Annotated in this window: 19 protein-coding genes; 11 read left to right on the forward strand and 8 right to left on the reverse strand. The window is 55.9% G+C overall.

Annotation, left to right across the window (positions count from 1 at the left end; all coding sequences use genetic code 11):
* From ACTZWX_RS02480 to ACTZWX_RS02495, 4 genes are read right to left on the reverse strand one after another with little or no spacing between them, the layout of a single operon-like run.
* On the reverse strand, positions 1 to 1,266 hold the full coding sequence (locus ACTZWX_RS02480) for an NAD(P)/FAD-dependent oxidoreductase (protein ID WP_444712601.1): 1,266 nt from the start codon (positions 1,264 to 1,266) through the stop codon (positions 1 to 3).
* 26 nt (positions 1,267 to 1,292) lie between these two features.
* The gene (locus ACTZWX_RS02485) at positions 1,293 to 2,075 is read right to left on the reverse strand and encodes an SDR family NAD(P)-dependent oxidoreductase (RefSeq protein ID WP_444712602.1); all 783 of its coding nucleotides are present in this window, start codon (positions 2,073 to 2,075) and stop codon (positions 1,293 to 1,295) included.
* The gene (locus ACTZWX_RS02490; protein ID WP_444712603.1) at positions 2,072 to 2,539 is read right to left on the reverse strand and encodes a nuclear transport factor 2 family protein; all 468 of its coding nucleotides are present in this window, start codon (positions 2,537 to 2,539) and stop codon (positions 2,072 to 2,074) included. The genes ACTZWX_RS02485 and ACTZWX_RS02490 overlap by 4 nt, the downstream gene beginning before the upstream one ends.
* Positions 2,536 to 3,492: an acyl-CoA desaturase gene (locus tag ACTZWX_RS02495; protein ID WP_444712604.1), complete on the reverse strand. Its 957-nt coding sequence runs from the start codon at positions 3,490 to 3,492 to the stop codon at positions 2,536 to 2,538. Before ACTZWX_RS02495 ends, ACTZWX_RS02490 begins: the two co-directional genes overlap by 4 nt.
* A gap of 8 nt (positions 3,493 to 3,500) precedes the next feature.
* On the opposite strand from ACTZWX_RS02495, the gene ACTZWX_RS02500 reads away from it, so the two are divergent.
* Complete coding sequence (locus ACTZWX_RS02500; protein WP_444712605.1) at positions 3,501 to 4,511, forward strand: NAD(P)/FAD-dependent oxidoreductase; 1,011 nt, start codon at positions 3,501 to 3,503, stop codon at positions 4,509 to 4,511.
* A gap of 9 nt (positions 4,512 to 4,520) precedes the next feature.
* Here the strand turns inward: ACTZWX_RS02500 and ACTZWX_RS02505 are convergent, their stop codons facing one another.
* On the reverse strand, positions 4,521 to 6,005 hold the full coding sequence (locus ACTZWX_RS02505) for an HD domain-containing protein (RefSeq protein ID WP_444712606.1): 1,485 nt from the start codon (positions 6,003 to 6,005) through the stop codon (positions 4,521 to 4,523).
* A gap of 114 nt (positions 6,006 to 6,119) precedes the next feature.
* Between ACTZWX_RS02505 and ACTZWX_RS02510 the strand changes: the two genes are divergently transcribed.
* The 7 genes from ACTZWX_RS02510 to ACTZWX_RS02540 all read left to right on the forward strand — a co-directional run bounded on the left by ACTZWX_RS02510 (position 6,120) and on the right by ACTZWX_RS02540 (position 11,611).
* The gene (locus tag ACTZWX_RS02510) at positions 6,120 to 7,328 is read left to right on the forward strand and encodes a PP2C family protein-serine/threonine phosphatase (protein ID WP_444712607.1); all 1,209 of its coding nucleotides are present in this window, start codon (positions 6,120 to 6,122) and stop codon (positions 7,326 to 7,328) included.
* A 13-nt stretch (positions 7,329 to 7,341) separates the two neighbouring features.
* A complete protein-coding gene (locus ACTZWX_RS02515) occupies positions 7,342 to 7,833 on the forward strand; it encodes an STAS domain-containing protein (RefSeq protein ID WP_058089783.1) in 492 nt (163 codons plus the stop codon).
* Between the two features lie 54 nt (positions 7,834 to 7,887).
* Positions 7,888 to 8,949 carry an NAD(P)H-dependent glycerol-3-phosphate dehydrogenase gene (locus ACTZWX_RS02520; RefSeq protein ID WP_444712608.1) on the forward strand — a complete coding sequence of 354 codons (1,062 nt, stop codon included), beginning with the start codon at positions 7,888 to 7,890 and terminating at the stop codon, positions 8,947 to 8,949.
* Positions 8,950 to 8,975: 26 nt separating this feature from the next.
* Positions 8,976 to 9,425: a SixA phosphatase family protein gene (locus ACTZWX_RS02525; protein WP_444712609.1), complete on the forward strand. Its 450-nt coding sequence runs from the start codon at positions 8,976 to 8,978 to the stop codon at positions 9,423 to 9,425.
* Positions 9,426 to 9,467: 42 nt separating this feature from the next.
* Entirely contained in the window at positions 9,468 to 10,364 is an 897-nt protein-coding gene (locus tag ACTZWX_RS02530) for a radical SAM protein (protein ID WP_444712610.1), read from the forward strand.
* A gap of 17 nt (positions 10,365 to 10,381) precedes the next feature.
* Complete coding sequence (locus ACTZWX_RS02535; protein ID WP_444712611.1) at positions 10,382 to 10,948, forward strand: DUF1285 domain-containing protein; 567 nt, start codon at positions 10,382 to 10,384, stop codon at positions 10,946 to 10,948.
* Between the two features lie 201 nt (positions 10,949 to 11,149).
* Positions 11,150 to 11,611, forward strand: a complete 462-nt coding sequence (locus ACTZWX_RS02540; RefSeq protein ID WP_058089788.1) for an FKBP-type peptidyl-prolyl cis-trans isomerase — start codon at positions 11,150 to 11,152, stop codon at positions 11,609 to 11,611.
* A gap of 118 nt (positions 11,612 to 11,729) precedes the next feature.
* Here ACTZWX_RS02540 and ACTZWX_RS02545 read toward each other — a convergent pair whose 3' ends face one another.
* Entirely contained in the window at positions 11,730 to 13,382 is a 1,653-nt protein-coding gene (locus ACTZWX_RS02545) for an electron transfer flavoprotein-ubiquinone oxidoreductase (protein ID WP_444712612.1), read from the reverse strand.
* Positions 13,383 to 13,808: 426 nt separating this feature from the next.
* Between ACTZWX_RS02545 and ACTZWX_RS02550 the strand changes: the two genes are divergently transcribed.
* Together ACTZWX_RS02550 and ACTZWX_RS02555 are read left to right on the forward strand one after the other, a co-directional pair.
* On the forward strand, positions 13,809 to 14,558 hold the full coding sequence (locus tag ACTZWX_RS02550) for an electron transfer flavoprotein subunit beta/FixA family protein (RefSeq protein WP_444712613.1): 750 nt from the start codon (positions 13,809 to 13,811) through the stop codon (positions 14,556 to 14,558).
* Entirely contained in the window at positions 14,559 to 15,500 is a 942-nt protein-coding gene (locus ACTZWX_RS02555) for an electron transfer flavoprotein subunit alpha/FixB family protein (RefSeq protein WP_444712614.1), read from the forward strand.
* Positions 15,501 to 15,530: 30 nt separating this feature from the next.
* Here ACTZWX_RS02555 and ACTZWX_RS02560 read toward each other — a convergent pair whose 3' ends face one another.
* A complete protein-coding gene (locus tag ACTZWX_RS02560) occupies positions 15,531 to 15,986 on the reverse strand; it encodes a hypothetical protein (RefSeq protein WP_058089792.1) in 456 nt (151 codons plus the stop codon).
* 11 nt (positions 15,987 to 15,997) lie between these two features.
* Entirely contained in the window at positions 15,998 to 16,327 is a 330-nt protein-coding gene (locus ACTZWX_RS02565; protein WP_444712615.1) for a hypothetical protein, read from the reverse strand.
* A gap of 158 nt (positions 16,328 to 16,485) precedes the next feature.
* On the opposite strand from ACTZWX_RS02565, the gene ACTZWX_RS02570 reads away from it, so the two are divergent.
* Positions 16,486 to 16,899 carry a hypothetical protein gene (locus ACTZWX_RS02570; RefSeq protein ID WP_444712616.1) on the forward strand — a complete coding sequence of 138 codons (414 nt, stop codon included), beginning with the start codon at positions 16,486 to 16,488 and terminating at the stop codon, positions 16,897 to 16,899.
* The last annotated feature ends 37 nt before the right edge of the window (positions 16,900 to 16,936 follow it).

Consider the following 16,936-nt stretch of genomic DNA (forward strand, 5'->3'; position numbering starts at 1 on the left):
TCAGAGCTCCACCCCGAACGCATGGGTCACTCGCAATGCGCTGCGTACACCGTCTTCATGGAAGCCGTTGAACCAGTAGGCGCCACAGTAGTGGGTCCGGTTCCGATTGCCGATCTCGTCATAGCGCTCCTGGGCGGCAACGGCTTCGAGGGTAAACACCGGATGGTCGTATTCGAATCGCTTGATGACCCTGGCGGGGTCGATGTCGTGGCTGCGGTTGAGCGTAACGCAGAAGGTTTCAGGCGCATCGTCGAAGTTCTGCAAGGTGTTCATGTTGTAGGTCACCGACACCGGCTGGGTGCTGTGTTCCGGAATCATATAGTTCCAGGCAGCCCAGGCCAGTCGAGTGGAGGGCAAAACACGGTCATCTGTATGCAGGACCACGTCATTCTTCTGGTACCCGATGGCACCGAGGATGTCCCGCTCCTGGTCGGTTGGATCATCCAGCATCGCCAGCGCCTGGTTGCTGTGGCAGGCCAGCACAACCTGATCGAACCGGTGCTGTTGGCCGTTCACAACAATGGTGACGCCTTCTTCGTCCCGAGTAATCGCCGTTACCGGACTGTTCAGGTGAGTGCGGTCGCCCAGCCGCGCCATCATTTTGTTCACGTAGGTGGCGGAACCGCCGGAAATCACCCGCCAGGTTGGGCGGTCGTCCACCGACAGCATGCCGTGATTGTTAAAAAACTGGAGGAAAAACCGGATCGGGAACTGTTCCAATACGATTTCCGGGGCAGACCAGATAGCAGCACCCATCGGAACAATGTAGTTGTTCCGGAAATATCGGCTGTAGCGGTTGCGGTTCAGGTATTCGCCCAGGGTTTCACCCTCTGGAATCTGGCCGGCAGCGAGATCGGCGCGAGTTTCCTTGTTGAACCGGAGGATTTCCCGGATCATCTTCAGAAAGTTCAGATTAAGAAGGTTCTTGCGCTGGGCAAACAGCGTATTGAGGCTGGTCCCGTTGTATTGCAGGCCGGAAACATGGCAGTCCACGCTGAAGCTCATGTTACTGACTTCCGACTTTACGTCCAGGCGGTCCATCAGTTTGATGAAGTTCGGGTAGGTCCAGTCGTTGAAAACAATGAAACCGGTGTTCACCGGCCAGACACGCCCACCCACTTCTACCTGTTCGGTGTTGGTGTGGCCCCCCGCATAATCGCCAGCCTCGAACAGTTGAACGTCGTGTTGTTCGCTAAGCAGCCAGGCCGCCGTCAAGCCGGATACACCGGCACCAATCACAGCAATACGCTGACGATTCGGGTTCATGCAATCTTTTCCTGTTACCAAAGTGTTCAAGAGTGGTTGTTACGGGCCATGGATGCGGCCATGCGATCCACAAGGCCTTGAGGCAAGGCGCCCAGCGCTTTGAGCAGCCAGGTAAAACGCCGGGGAAAGGCGATTTCCGTTTTACCCTTTTCAAGCCCTTTAACAATGCGGTTGGCTGCATCTTCCGAGCTGATGATGAAGGGCATGGGGAAGTCGTTACGGTCCGTCAGAGGTGTTTTCACAAAGCCAGGTGAAACTACCACGACCTCGATGCCTTCGGCCGCCAAATCGGCACGCAGCGCGTGAGCAAAGTAGGTCAGGGCAGCCTTTGAGGCGCCGTAACCTTCTGCCCGGCCAAATGGAAACCACCAGGCCGACGAGCTGACGATCACCAGTGTCGCTGGTTTACCTTTGGTCCGCGTGGCCCTGAGGGCTGGAAGCGCAATGTCCAGGCTGCGGGCAGTGCCAACAACATTGGTCATCATGTTGGCCTCAATAACGCGGCTGTCGTACTCGGCGATTTCCAGGTATTCGCAGGTACCGGCATTCAGTATCGCCATATCCAGATCACCAAAGTGGCCCAGAGAACCCTTTAAAGCCTCAAGGTCACTCTTACTGGTAGTGTCGGCGGGGGCGGCCAGCAACTGTTCGGGATGCTGATTCACCAGCGCATCCAGTGCCTCCTTCCGGCGCCCGGTGACAATCAGCCGGTGCCCATGGGTGGTAAGTTGTTTCGCCAGTGCCTCGCCAATACCAGACGACGCGCCGGTGAGCCAGATGTTGCTGGCGGTTTCCAGGCGTTTGCTCATCCTGCCTGCTCCTTGACCCAGCGGATCACGCCGCCCACCACCGGAAGATTTTCATAGAGTAACTGGCCGGCATCGAAGTAATCCCGGTGGTACCGTACCCGACCGTCCAGAATCCGGAGGTGGCTGATACCCTCAACCTCTACGGTTTTTCCCCCTTTGATGCGCTTGTGTTGCAACTCCATTACCCAGGGAATCGTGCACCAGGAGTCCTGGATAACTGGACTGTTGAAGCGGAACTGACAACGGATAACGTTGCCGTAGGCGTCGGCAAAGTAATTCGTCAGTTCATCCAGGCCGTTCACCCTTCCGAATGGATCCTGGAACTCAATGTCTTCACCATAAACCTGCTGTAGTTTGTGCAGATTGCCCTTGTCCAGTTGATTGAACAGGGCGCAGAACTGGTCGAGCACAGCTGGCAGGGCGGGGTTCGGTGACCCGACCTCAATGGCAGAAGCAGTTGTCATTTGCGCTTCCTCCTCTGTTCGTCCAATTCACGTGTTTCTTTCTGGATATGTGCCGGGATTGGGTTCAAATCCCACACTATCCCGAGCTTGGACAACGCCCAGAGCCCGTACCAGGTAATGTCTATTTCATACCACCGGAACCCCTGACGTACGGTTTGTGGCCAACGGTGATGGTTGTTGTGCCAGCCTTCGCCCAGCGTAATGAGCGCGAGCCAGAAATTATTCCGGCTGTCGTCGTCGGTTTCGAACCTACGCTTTCCCCACACGTGTGACAGGGAGTTGATGGATACAGTAGCGTGGAACAAGCACACCGTTGAGATGAAAAATCCCCAAACCAGCAGTTGCAAACCATTGGTGCCCAGCCCCGGTGCCCACACTGCCAGGGCTTCACCAACGAGGTAAATCAGCACGGCTGCCGCCACCGGGATCAATGAATCAAAACGGTTGATAAACTTGAGTTCCGGAAATTTCAACCAGTCTCGTACCCGGCGTTCATCCATACTGAAGCCGGCATCACAGGTAAACCAGCCGGCGTGAGACCACCAGAATCCGCCATGGTGGGGTGAGTGCAGGTCTTCCGCATTATCGGAGTGCTGGTGATGGTGCCGGTGGTGAGCGGCCCACCACAATGGGCCTCGCTGAGCCGAGCTGGCGCCCAGTACCGCGAATACGAACTGGGCAGTGCGACTGGTCTTAAATGTCTTGTGGGAAAAGTAGCGATGATAAAAGCCAGTGATGGCAAACATCCGGATGACGAAAAAGGCTAGGGCGAACACGACAGCAAACGTGCTGACACCAGTGAAAAATGCGAGCAGGCAAGCAAGATGCAATGCGATAAAAGGCAGCACTCTCACCCAGTTAAAGGATCTGGAACTGGAGTCCAGGTGATCTGAACCGGCTTCGGAATCGAACCATCTCAGAATGTTTGTTAACCAGTAATTCAATCGGGCCATATACAACCATGCTTAAAGTGACATCAGACATTACATCAATACGCAGCGTAGCGGTTATCGGTTCAGGTCTGGCAGGCCTCACGGCTGCAATTTTACTTGGCCAACTGGGCCATAGTGTCACGGTGTTTGAGAAAAGTCGCGGGCCGGGTGGTCGTATGGCCTCCAAGAGAGTTGGTCGTGGCTCTGCCGATGTCGGTGCTCAATATTTTACCGCCCGCAATCCCGAGTTTCTTTCGTTCTTGCAGCGCTGGGCCGGAAGCGATGCTTTCCTCGAATGGCCGGCCAGATTTCGTTTTCAGGACGACACCCTGAACTGGCAGCCGTTTCCGGAAGAAAAGCGTTATGTTGGCGTACCGAGAATGACCGCCATCACCCGTGCATTGTCTGCTCACGTTGAAGTAACTGCCCAGGTGAGAATTGAACGGTTGGAGCGTTCCGGTAACCAGTGGCAACTGGTGTGTACAGAAGGGCTGAACCACGGCGTTTTCGACCAGTTGATCATCACCGCGCCCCCGGCCCAGGCCCGGGAGCTGTTACTGGCGAGCCAGCTTGACGAGCTGGCGGAAGAGCTGGAAAAGCCGGTTGATCAGATTCTCCCATGTTGGGCAGTGGCGGCTCACTATCCGGAGCCACCGGAGGTGAACGCAGACGCCATGCGCCCGCACTCTGATGTGCTCTACTGGATTGCCAACAATTCCTCGAAGCCGGGCCGGGATGATTCCGGCCAATGGTGGGTACTGCATGCCACCCCGGAGTGGACCAAGGCCCATGTGGATTCAGAGCCAGGCCATGTCAGTAACGCATTGGTGGGCGAATTCGCGGCGTTAACCGGTACCAATGCCCGACCCGATGAGACGGTGGCCCACCGCTGGCTTTATGCCAGGTCGGCCTGGAGTAGTCAGCCAGGCTACCGGTACGATGCAAACAATGGGATTGGGCTGGCGGGCGACTGGCTGGCTGGCGGCCGGGTGGAAGGCGCGTGGGAAAGCGCCACCCGTTTGGTTGCCGCGATTCAGTAGCGTACCGGCCTATTCCAGCAGGTCGGGAGGCGCCATTCTGGAAACTTCCGGCCGGCTGTAGAAATGAGTGATGGTGCCGTCACCAAACTTCGAGAAAAACGCGCTGACCTCGGTAATCTTGCGCAATGAGCGCTCCCGGGAGATCGGATTCTTCACCAATACTTTTATGCCGTTGAAATTGTCCTGGATATTTGAGAAACGGGCGCGCATGGAGCAGGTCACCACGTTGCCCGGGTCCATGGCCAGCTCGCCGGCCAGCCAGTGGCTGTGGTCGGCGATCTGCTGTTTGTCGAGATTTTCCCGGGTATCCAGGTGGTGCAGCTTCACCCGGTTTACTATGCAGAATGAGTAACTTTTCGGATGCTTTCGGGCGACTTTCCGGAAGGCTTCCCAGAAAAAGTTATCGGTCAGCTCGGCAAAGTACCTCATATCGCTCAGGCAGGTATCGATCCAGTCGAAGCTTTCCGCGTCTTCCAGTACTTCGTTGATGGCTTCCCGCAGCAGCCAGTCGAAACCCAGGGCTGTTTTGTGAGCGTAGACTTTCCGGTACATCTGATACCGGCTGTAAACGAAATCTTCCAGGGCACCCAGGCCTTTCTGGGTAATCGCCAGGCCCATCCAGGGTTCGGACACATCCCAGCCAAACCTCAGGTTGCTTAGCAGGTGGTCCAGGTTGAACCCGCCGATGGTAACGGAACTGTGGAAACCATCCCTAAGCATGTAATCTGCCCGGTCAGCATCGATCTCACCGGACACGATGGACGACAGCAACCCCATGACCAGGGCCGGCACGTCCTGTTCACCGATGGTGCCTGCGACCGCATCTTCTCCGGCAATGAATTCCCAGAAGGTGCGGGCGTGGCGGCAGAAGGTGTCGCTTGGGGTTACGTCGGTGGTCTCCATGATGCCAATCACATCAACGGCGTTCAGCCCAGCGTTCTCCAGATCGACCGATGAAAGCACGTCATGGGCAACCCGGACGGAATAATGTTCATGTTCCAGTTCTCCTGGCTCCTCCGGGTGATAACGGGTGAAATCGACCCCTCGCCACAGGTCCCGGAAACGCTGGGGTCGCGACATGAGTTCCCGGATGCGGCGGGCCTGGGTGAACTGGTGCGAAAAACTGGAGTGGCCGCTGTCGTGTAGCAGGCAGCCAAGGCGAATGGTTTTGGCCAGGTAATCGATGGCGTCCAGCTGGCTCAGGCTCAGATCTGTGCGCTCGCTGAGTTGCCTTTCCCGCAGGTAGGCATCGATCATCGAACGAAACATACGGGTGCCCACATGCATTACGCCAATGCTGTGCAGGAAACGGGAGTGGGTCGCGCCGGGGAACACCAGGCTCAGGATGTCGTTCTGGCAGATGTTTCTCAGGCGCTGGAACAGGGGATGGTCAATCACCTGGATTTCATGCCGATACAAGGGGATGCCGCCGTGCACGGGGTCCATGATGAGCTTGTCGTAGGCTCCGAGCAGGTCGTTGACGGCACGTCGCATGGTTACAAATCTCCCAATTTAATGACACGGCCCTTGTTATATCACAGGGGCATGCCAGAATAGGCGTTATGAAGCCAATTTCTCTTTTATCGCTGGTAGTTTAAGGCAATCAACATGACCTCGCGCACCGAGCGCATTCTGATTATTGACGCCAACGAACAGGCTAGATCGGATTTGTCCCGCTACCTTGAAGCGAGAGGCTTCTACGTGACTGGATTTCCCGATGTCAGCGCCGCCCGAAGCCTCTTCGAAGATAACATTCCCGATGTCATCTTTGCAGATTTGCCCCCCGAGGCCATCCGGGAGCTGTTAAAGCGGCTGGATGAAGCCGACAGCTTTACCCCCATCGTTGCCTGTACCTGCAGTGAGTCCAGTGCAGAGATTGTCCAGGCCCTCAGAGCAGGTGCAGCGGATGTTGTTCTGAAACCCTGCAACGACGACAAGGGGGCCCTGGACGACGTTATCGGCAAACTGTTTGACCGGGTAAGGGTGAATCGCCTGAACCAGTTGTACCGGCAGGAGCTTGAAGAAGCCAACCGCGAACTGCGCACCGGTATTGCGGAACTGAGGGCTGACCAGAATGCCGGGCGCAAGGTCCAGCTCAAGATGTTACCTGACCACGAGCTGCGTCTGTCCGGTTTACAGGTGGACCACCTGATCAAGCCTTCGCTCTACCTGAGCGGCGATTTCCTGGACTACTTCCGCATCACCGAAGACAAGGTGCTGGTCTATATTGCCGATGTATCGGGACATGGCGCCAGCTCGGCGTTTGTCACGGTGTTGCTCAAGAACCTGACCAATCGCCTGCAGCGCAATATGCGCCGCCAATCCAGCGACGATATCCTGTACCCGGAACGGTTTCTGGAACGGATCAATTCGGAGCTTCTGGATACTGGTCTCGGTAAGCACGTAACCGTATTTGTTGGCATTATCTCGATTTCCACCCGTACATTAAGTTATGCGGTTGGTGCACACTTCCCGATGCCGATTTTGTCGTTCGAGGGCGGCGAAACCCGTTTTCTGGAAGGCAGTGGGCTCCCGGTAGGGTTGTTTGAGGCACCAGAGTGGGAGGTATACGAGGTCAAGCTGGACAAGCCGTTCCGGCTGTTGCTGTTTTCAGACGGGATTCTGGAAGTGATTCCTGCCAAATCCCTGGATGAAAAGGAGAAGACACTACTTGAACTCGTATCAGGAGGTAGTCACACTATCGCATCGCTGAGCGACGCTCTGGGGCTTGGTAAGATCTCGGAGCTGCCGGATGATATCGCGATAGTATCGGTAACTGATACCATAGATGATTCAGACAACACGTCGTCGACTTAGTGGCAGTGTGAAAATGGCTGGTTATAAAATCCTGCAAGCTGAAAAGCAGGGAATCTATGTCCTGAAGTTTATTGGGGAAATCCGGCTGAACCTGTGTTCGACGCTGGATAATCTGGTTGAGTCCATCACCCGCGATCCCCAGTTTAAAACGGTTGTGGTTGATCTCACGGAAACGGAAATCATCGACAGCACTACCCTGGGCCTGCTGGCCAAGATAGCCCTGGCGGCGCAAAAACAAAGTCAATTCTTGCCAACTCTGATCTCTACCAACCCCGACATTACCCGCATTATCGCCTCTATGGGCTTCGACAAGATTTTCATCATTGTCCGGGAGCCTGCCTCCAGAATTGAAGAGCTCGAAGAAATCCCCGTACTGAAGGCCAGTGAACAGCAGGTCAGAGATAAAGTGCTCGACGCCCACAAAGTGTTGATGGGTATGAACAGCAAAAACAGGGAAGAATTCAAGAACCTGGTGCGCGCACTGGAGTGCGAAGAACCGGGCTGAACGTTCGGTTACGCGTTCCCTGCGGTGCCCCCGAAGCAACAAAACGGAACAGATATGTCTGAAAACGCAACCTACCGCACCGCTGGCGCGGGCCCTCGTGACGTCGCCGTTCTGGGTGGCGGCAGTTTCGGCACTGCCATGGCCAAGGTACTTGGCGAGAATGGCCACACGGTCCACTTCTGGATGCGTGATGAAGAGCAGGCCGAAGATATTCGTCAGAACCGTATTAATAAACGCTATATGCCAGGTATCACCCTGGAGGGCGATATCCAGCCCACGACTGATCTCGCAGATGCCGTTCGCAAAGCGGAGGTGGTGCTGGTCGCCATTCCTTCCAAGGCATTTCGTGCCGTTATCCGGGAAAACAGCCAGGTATTCCGGGACGGCCAGATTGTTGTCAGCCTGACCAAGGGCATCGAAGAACACGGCTTCAAGCTGATGAGCGAGATTCTTCAGGAAGAAATTCCCCGTTGCCGCACCGGTGTACTCAGTGGCCCCAACCTGGCAGGCGAGATTGTTAACCGGGAGCTGACGGCCACCGTGATTGCCGCCAAAGATCCGGATGTGCGCCGGGCCATTCAGGAGCTGCTTGGTTGCGAGTACTTCCGGGTTTACGCAAACGTCGACGTGTACGGGGTGGAGCTGGCCGGAGCACTGAAGAATATTTACGCGATCGTAGCCGGCCTGGCCAACGCCCTGGACATGGGTGAGAACGCAAAGGCGATGCTGATTACACGTGGCCTGGCGGAAATGAGCCGTTTTGCGGTCAGCCTGGGCGCCAACCCGATGACCTTCATGGGATTGGCTGGTGTTGGTGATCTCATTGCCACTTGTACCTCCAACAAAAGCCGGAACTTCCGGGTGGGGTATGCGGTCGGTAAAGGCAAGAAGCTTGACGAAGCCGCACAGGAGCTGGGGCAGGTAGCTGAGGGTATCTATACCCTGAAGCTGGTCCGGGAGAAATCAGAGGCCATTGGTATTTATATGCCTCTGGTGAGGGGGCTCTATGAAATCCTGTACGAAGGCGCGTCCATCAACGCGGTAATCAACAGCCTGATGATGGCTGTCCAGAATTCCGACGTTGAGTTTATTCTGCCCCGAACCATCAGCCAGTAAGCCCGTGCCGGGCAGGGAGGATTACCTTGCATCTGATCATCATGCGCCATGGTGAGGCCGGCTGGCACACCCTGGACCAGGAACGGGAGCTGACGGAAGCCGGCCGGGCCGGAGTCGCCTCTGTGGCTGCACAGATCGCCAAATCTCCCAGGCGGCCGGAGCGAATCTGGGCCAGTCCATTTACGCGCGCTCGCCAGACTGCGGCGATTGTGTCTGAAGTGCTCAATTGCCCGGTTGAAGAATGTCCGGTCATCACCCCGGATGACGACCCCGGAAAGTGCTTCGATCTGCTGCTGGAGAACAAGGCCTCGCCGCTGATGCTGGTGTCTCACATGCCGTTCGTTGGCTGTCTGTCCACCCTGTTGGTGGATGGCCACCGCAAAGGCATACCGTTCATGACTGCGCAGGCGGTGTTGCTCGACATGCCAGTGGTGGGACCCGGCTGCGCAGACTTGAAAGCCCAGTTTTTGCCATGATCTTACCCATACCCAACTTCCCTGAATTGTTGCTGAGACGCCATGTACAGCTTTCCCATCGAATACGTTGAGCCGGTGTTCCGGCCACCGAGTGAAGCCAAATCGCTGATACTGCCGGTCACCAACGGGTGCTCCTGGAACCAGTGCACCTTCTGTGAAATGTACACCCAGCCCCAGAAAAAATTCCGCGCGCGCAAACCCGAAGATATTCGCCGTGATATTGCCCGGGCCGCTGAGGCCTTCGAATCCGTACCAAGGGTGTTTCTCGCAGATGGCGACGCCATGGTTCTGCCAACCCGGCGCTTACTGGAAATTCTGGCCGACCTGAAGCAGGCTTTCCCTGGTCTGCGCAGGGTGTCGAGTTACTGTTTGCCCCGCAACCTGGCCAGAAAATCCGTGCAAGAACTTGTCAAGTTGCGGGAAGCCGGTTTGGGCATTCTGTACGTCGGTATGGAATCGGGTGATGACGAAGTGCTTCGCCGGATCAACAAGGGCGAAACCTGGGAGTCTACCCGGTCGGCTCTGGAGAAAATAAAGCAGGCGGGGCTGACCAGCTCTGTGATGGTGCTCAACGGTCTGGGGGGCGAGGTGCTCTCCCGGCAGCATGCCATCAACACGGCCACTCTTTGCAACGAGACTCAGCCCGACTACCTGTCCACGCTGGTGGTGAGCTTTCCCCAGGGTGAGGAGCGCTTTCGCGCCGGTTTCGGCGACGACTTCGTTCCCCTGAGCCAGCAGGGACTGTTCGAAGAGATTCGGATGTTTCTCGAGCACCTGGAACTGGAGAGCACCATATTCCGTAGTGATCACGCATCCAATTACCTGGTCCTCAAGGGCACCCTTGGGCGCGATAAGCAGCGACTTCTCGGCGAGGTTGACCTTGCTATTCGTGACCCTGGCGCCGCGCCGCTGCGTGCCGAATGGATGCGCGGCCTGTAACCTGGGAGTTTCCGCCAATGAACATGAAGCCTGATGATATCGAACGATCGGTACAGCAACACAGTAGTGCAAAGGGCCTTCCGCCACTGCACCAGTGGCATCCGGAGTTGTCCGGCGACATGGACCTGGTGATAACCCGCGACGGCCAGTGGCTTTACCAGGGAGCGCCAATCGCGCGGGAAGCCACGGTTAAATTGTTCTCAACCATTTTGCGCCGGGAAGACGACGGGCATCATTACCTGGTCACACCTGTCGAGAAATGGCGCATACAGGTAGAAGATGCCCCCTTGTTGGCACACTCCCTGGCACGCAAAGGAGAGGGCGCCGGGCAAGTGCTCTCACTAACCACCAACGTGGGTGAAGTTCTTGAAATAGGGCCAGAGCATCCACTGGCGGTGAGCCAGTACCCGAACAGCGATGAGCCCCGCCCAGTGGTTTACGTCCGCCACGGTATTGAGGCCCGATTGGTGACGGCGGCATTCTACGAGCTGGCTGACCTGGTCGAAGAACAGCAAGACAATGGGGAAACCCAGTATGGTGTGCTTAGTCACGGAAAATTCTGGAAAATCGGGCAGGGCGGTTGAAAAGCGCAAGTTCGCCTCTATGAATAGGGTAGAAAACGCAGTCTGTCACTTGTTAAACTGTGTTTTCTTACTTGTTACCGAGCCTGGCTCTCTAACGAGGCCCGGTGGTCGTTAGTCCCTCTGTGCAGTATGGCTGTTCACGAACACTTTCGATTGCCTACAATCTAAATACACAGTCATTGCGACACGCAAGGAGATCACATGGCCCAACCTCGTGTTGTCACCATCCATTACACGCTCACTAACGACCAGGGAGAGCAACTCGATTCCTCCCGTGTAGAAGGCCGTGAGCCGCTGTCTTACCTGGAAGGTGCACAAAACATTATCGGTGGACTGGAAAGTGCGCTGAACGAAAAGAACGCAGGCGATCAGGTGAAAGTATCCGTTGCTCCCGCCGAAGGCTATGGCGAAGTCAACGAAGAGCTGATTCAGCCGGTTCCGCGCTCGGCCTTTGAAGGCGTAGACACCATCGAGCCGGGCATGCAGTTCCAGGCTCAGACTCCGGGCGGTCCCCAGATCGTTCGTGTTGTGGAAGTCAGCGACGAAACCGTCACAATTGATGCCAACCACCCGCTTGCGGGCCAGACTCTGCACTTCGACGTAGAAGTGGTAGAAGCTCGCGAAGCAACTGACGAAGAGCAGGAGCACGGCCACGTGCACTGATCTCTTCCGAAAGGTTGATCAGAAAACGGCTCCTGCGGGAGCCGTTTTTTTTTGGATTTTTGGTGCAAACACAAAAAAGCCGGAGATGAGCTCCGGCTTTTCTGGTTAGTGCACCCAATTACATGTTCGGATAGTTCGGGCCACCGCCGCCTTCCGGCGTTACCCAGGTAATGTTCTGAGAAGGGTCCTTGATATCACAGGTCTTGCAGTGAACACAGTTCTGGGCGTTGATCTGGAACTTCTTGCCGCTGCCGTCGTCTTTCTCGACCACTTCGTATACGCCGGCCGGGCAGTAACGCTGCGCAGGCTCGTCGTACTTGGGCAGGTTATCCTTCAGCGGAATGTCCGGATCAGTCAGTTTCAGGTGAACCGGCTGGTCTTCCTCATGGTTGGTGTTGGAAATGAACACCGAGGACAGGCGATCGAAGGTCAGCTTGTTATCCGGCTTCGGATAGCTGATCTTCTTGCACTCAGACGCCGGCTTCAGGGTGGCGTAGTCCGGAGTGGTGTCGCGGAAGGTGATCGGCAGGCTGCCACGCAGAATGTTCTGCTCGAAGAAGGCAATGGCGCCACCTACGATGTTGCCGAACTTGTGCATGGCCGGGCCGAAGTTACGCTCGGCGTAAAGCTCTTTGTACAGCCAGCTGTCTTCAAAGCGTTGCTGAAAGCTGGTGATCTCTTCGCCAGACTTGCCTTCCTTCAGTGCCTCAAACACGGCTTCTGCGCCCAGCAGGCCAGACTTCATGGCGGTATGGGAGCCTTTGATCTTGGAGCTGTTCAGGGTTCCGGCGTCACAGCCAAGCAACAGACCGCCCGGGAAGCTCATCTTGGGCAGGGCGTTGTAGCCACCCTTGGAAATGGCGCGTGCGCCATAAGCGACGCGCTTGCCGCCTTCCAGATACTTCTTGATTTCCGGATGGTGCTTAAGGCGCTGGAATTCCTCGAAGGGGCTCAGATGCGGGTTGCTGTAAGACAGGTCTGTGATCAGGCCGACATAAACCTGGCCGTTTTCCAGGTGATACAGGAAGGACCCACCGGTGGAGCCGGACTCGTTGAGCGGCCAGCCAGTAGTATGAACTACCAAGCCGGGCTCGTGTTTGGACGGGTCAATGTCCCACAGTTCCTTGATACCGATGCCGTAGTGTTGCGGGTCTTTGCCTTCGTCCAGCTTGAAATCGTTGATCAGGCGCTTGCCCAGGTGACCGCGACAGCCTTCGGTAAACAGGGTGTACTTGGCGCGTAGTTCCATGCCCGGCATGTAGCCGTCTTTCTCGGAACCGTCACGGGCCACGCCCATGTCGCCGGTGATGATGCCTTTAACCTGGCCATCTTCAATAATGGTCTCGGACGCGGCAAACCCGGGGTAAACCTCTACGCCCAGCTGTTCAGCCTGTTCAGCCAGCCAACGGCACAGGTTGCCGAGGCTGATGATGTAGTTGCCGTGGTTGTGCATGTTCTTGGGCACAAAGGCGTTGGGAATCTTGGTCGCTTTTTCCTGGTTCTTGAGCAGGAAAATGTCATCCCGGGTAACCGGCGTGTTCAGCGGCGCGCCTTTTTCTTTCCAGTCCGGAAACAGTTCGTTCAGGGCTGTGGGCTCAAATACGGTACCGGCGAGGATGTGCGCGCCGATTTCGGAACCTTTCTCAACCACACAAACAGTCAGTTCTTCGCCAGCTTCCTGCGCCAGTTGCATCATGCGGCAGGCTGCAGACAGGCCAGCAGGGCCGCCGCCGACGATCAGAACATCAAATTCCATCGATTCGCGTTCCACGTTGGTCTCCTCAAACAGCTTTTTTAGTGAGTGTTGTTTGCCCGCAGGCCTAACTCAATTCATTCAGGGGCGACATCATACCGGTAAAAATGCCTATAGACGACAGCCCCGAGCCCTGAATATGGGCCCTTTGTCCCGAAAGGATAACGCATTTCAGGAATCAAACAAACGTTTGTTTGAAATTTGCGTTTACCTTTGGCATTGTACGTATACACCGAAATGTCGTGTGTTTTGAGTCGATTTTTAGTATCGTCTCATTGCCAGGCCGGGTCAACCCGGTCTATTGGCTGTGAAGGCAGTCCTGATGCGTCGAATGGGGCTATTGACCCTGTAGACTGTAGCCTGCAGTATTACTGCGCACTATCCAGCAGGCTCCCCGTTAAGGATTGCGAGTCATTAAACCCATCGTAGAAGAACGAGGAATCTATGAAGGTTCTGGTCGCTGTAAAACGAGTTATCGACTACAACGTGAAGGTGCGCGTCAAGCCGGACAACACCGGTGTTGACCTCGCCAACGTCAAGATGGCAATGAACCCATTCTGCGAAATCGCTGTTGAAGAAGCGGTTCGTCTGAAAGAGAAGGGCGTTGCCAGTGAAATCGTTGTTGTATCCATTGGACCGAAAGCTGCTCAGGAGCAAATCCGTACTGCTCTGGCTCTGGGTGCTGACCGTGGTATCCACATCGAGACTGACGAAGAAGTTCAGTCCCTCGAAGCGGCCAAGCTGCTGAAGGCTGTCGTTGAGAAAGAAGAGCCGAAGCTGGTTATTCTAGGCAAGCAGTCCATCGATTCCGACAACAACCAGACCGGCCAGATGCTGGCTGCTCTGACTGGCATGGGCCAGGGCACTTTCGCTTCCGAAGTGGTTGTTGATGGCGAAAAGGTTAACGTAACCCGTGAAGTAGACGGCGGTCTGATGACTGTTGCTCTGAACCTGCCTGCGGTTGTCACCACTGACCTGCGCCTGAACGAGCCGCGTTACGCTTCTCTGCCGAACATCATGAAGGCCAAGAAGAAGCCGCTGGAAGCCGTTAGCCCCGCCGATCTGGGTGTTGAAATCGCCCCGCGCCTGTCCACCCTGAAGGTCGAAGCCCCGGCTGCACGCCAGGCTGGTATCAAGGTGGCTGACGTAGCTGAGCTGGTGGACAAACTGAAGAACGAAGCGAAGGTGATCTAAATGAGCATCCTGGTAATTGCTGAACACGACAACAGCAGCCTCAAGCAGGCTACCCTGAATGTTGTAGCGGCTGCCAAGGCCATCGGTGGTGACATCGACGTGCTGGTTGCCGGTGAGAACGTAGGCGCCGTCGCTGAAGCCGCTGCCAAGGCAGAAGGCGTGAACAAAGTACTGGTTGCCGACAACGCAGCTTACGGCCACTTCCTGGGCGAAAACCTGGGCGAGCTAGTTGCCGAAGTTGGTAAGGGCTACAGCCACATTCTGGCTGCTGCCGGTACTACCGGTAAAGACTTCATGCCGCGCGTTGCAGCGCTGCTGGACGTTGCTCAGGTTTCTGACATCATCCGCGTGGAATCCGAGGACACCTTTGTTCGTCCGATCTACGCTGGTAATGCTATCGCAACCGTTAAGGCGAGCGACGCCATCAAGGTTGTCACTGTACGCCCGACCGGTTTCGATCCGGTAGCCGCTGAAGGTGGCTCCGCTTCCGTTGAGCAGCTGGACGTTGTTAAAGACGCTGGCCTGTCTTCCTTCGTTGGGGAAGAGAAAGCCCAGTCTGACCGCCCGGATCTGGCTTCTGCCGGTATCGTAGTCTCCGGTGGTCGTGGCATGCAGAACGGCGACAACTTCAAGATGCTGGAACAGGTTGCTGATCTGATGGGCGCTGCCGTTGGTGCATCCCGCGCCGCGGTTGACGCCGGCTTCGTACCCAACGACATGCAGGTTGGCCAGACCGGTAAGATCGTCGCACCGCAGCTGTATGTCGCGGTAGGTATCTCCGGTGCCATCCAGCACCTGGCAGGTATGTCTGACTCCAAGGTGATCGTTGCGATCAACAAGGACGAAGAAGCACCGATCTTCCAGGTAGCCGACTACGGCCTGGTTGCGGATCTGTTTGAAGCCGTACCGCAGTTGGAAGAAGAGCTGAAGAAAGTCCTGTAACTTTCTGATAGTTCGATCAAAAAAGGCGCCTCAGGGCGCCTTTTTTGGTTTTGACGCAATGCGCTTTTCCGCTTTGCTGATAATCAGTGTGTCTGCCAGGATGTGCAGGGCGCGATTGGTGGTTCTCACCGCCTGATAAACCTGCTCACTTTTCTGGTGATGGGTTTGCCGGGCTTTGCGGGTGCTGTCTTTGAACTCCTCATCCTTGGAGAACATGTCGATCAGACCGAAGGTGGTGTTCGCTATCGCCTTATGAACCTTCTCAACCGCAGAAGCGCCGCCTGAGACGGTATCTTCAAGAAGTCGGGCCCGGTTGCGCACTTCCGCCAGGTCCATCCTGCTCTTCTGGATGGCGCTCCGGGCCGCAATTCGATGGGCATTGAGGATCAGTAACCGTTTTCGGGTTTGGTTCGACAGACGGAACCCCGAAAAAAGAAGCGTTGCAGCGCCGGCGAGGCAAATGATGATTAGAACCTGAGAGACCATAGCCGTGCTCCTCAGCGATACTCAATGTGCATTTCGACGTCGATATCCCGCTCAAACAGCTCGCTTTCCAGTTCTTTCATGACTTCCTGATAGACCATTTTCCGGGTCATAACCGGCAGTCTGTCTGCCAGCGCCCGGCCGGTTCGCGATTCGCGCTTTGCCAGGGCAATCGGATCCAGCACCCTCAACGTAAGCACCAGTTCCGGTTCGCGATGGATATCACTGATATCTTCGTTTTCGAGCATGTTGTTGATCATTTTGCGCTGTTCAAGCAGTTGCCAAAGCAGCAGACCGCTGATGGCCAGCAATATCAGGCTTGTGATGGTCAGAAAGATGATCAAGGGATGCCTCCACACTTGTGTCATTATGCGCCACAGTGTGCAACAAGCTGTATGACAAACGATTGGCCGGCCGGACGCCTGTCATGGTGTATCCGGGAAAGTCGTGCCGGTTTTAAACCTGTTACCATCAATTCAGTGAAACTCGAAAGGAATCCAATATGGTTTGGATAAAGGCGTTTGTTGCGGGCTTTCTGGCAACACTGATTTTCCATCAGGGGCTATTTGCCGTGTTTTACCTGGCAGGTGCCGTACCCGTAGCGCCATTTAACCTTACTCCCGTGCCGCCATTGGGGGTACCATCGGTGATCTCCCTGGCATTTTTCGGCGGGTTATGGGGTGTCGCGATATGGGCCATCGCCGGCCGCCTGAAAGGAGCGTTGTATTGGCTCGGCCATGTGATACTGGGTGCCGTCGGCCCAACCGCCGTAGCGATGCTGGTTGTCTTTCCGATGAAGGGTTTGGCAGTATCAGCCCAGACTTGGGTAGGTGGTCTCATTCTTAACGGCTTCTGGGGGCTGGGAGTGGCCGTATTTATGGTGCTGATGGCAGCAAAAGCATCTCGCCAACCCTGACCGATCCGAGATATTCGTACACGCAAACCAAAAAGGA

The organism is Marinobacter sp. NSM, assembly GCF_052380025.1.
Lineage (GTDB): Bacteria > Pseudomonadota > Gammaproteobacteria > Pseudomonadales > Oleiphilaceae > Marinobacter.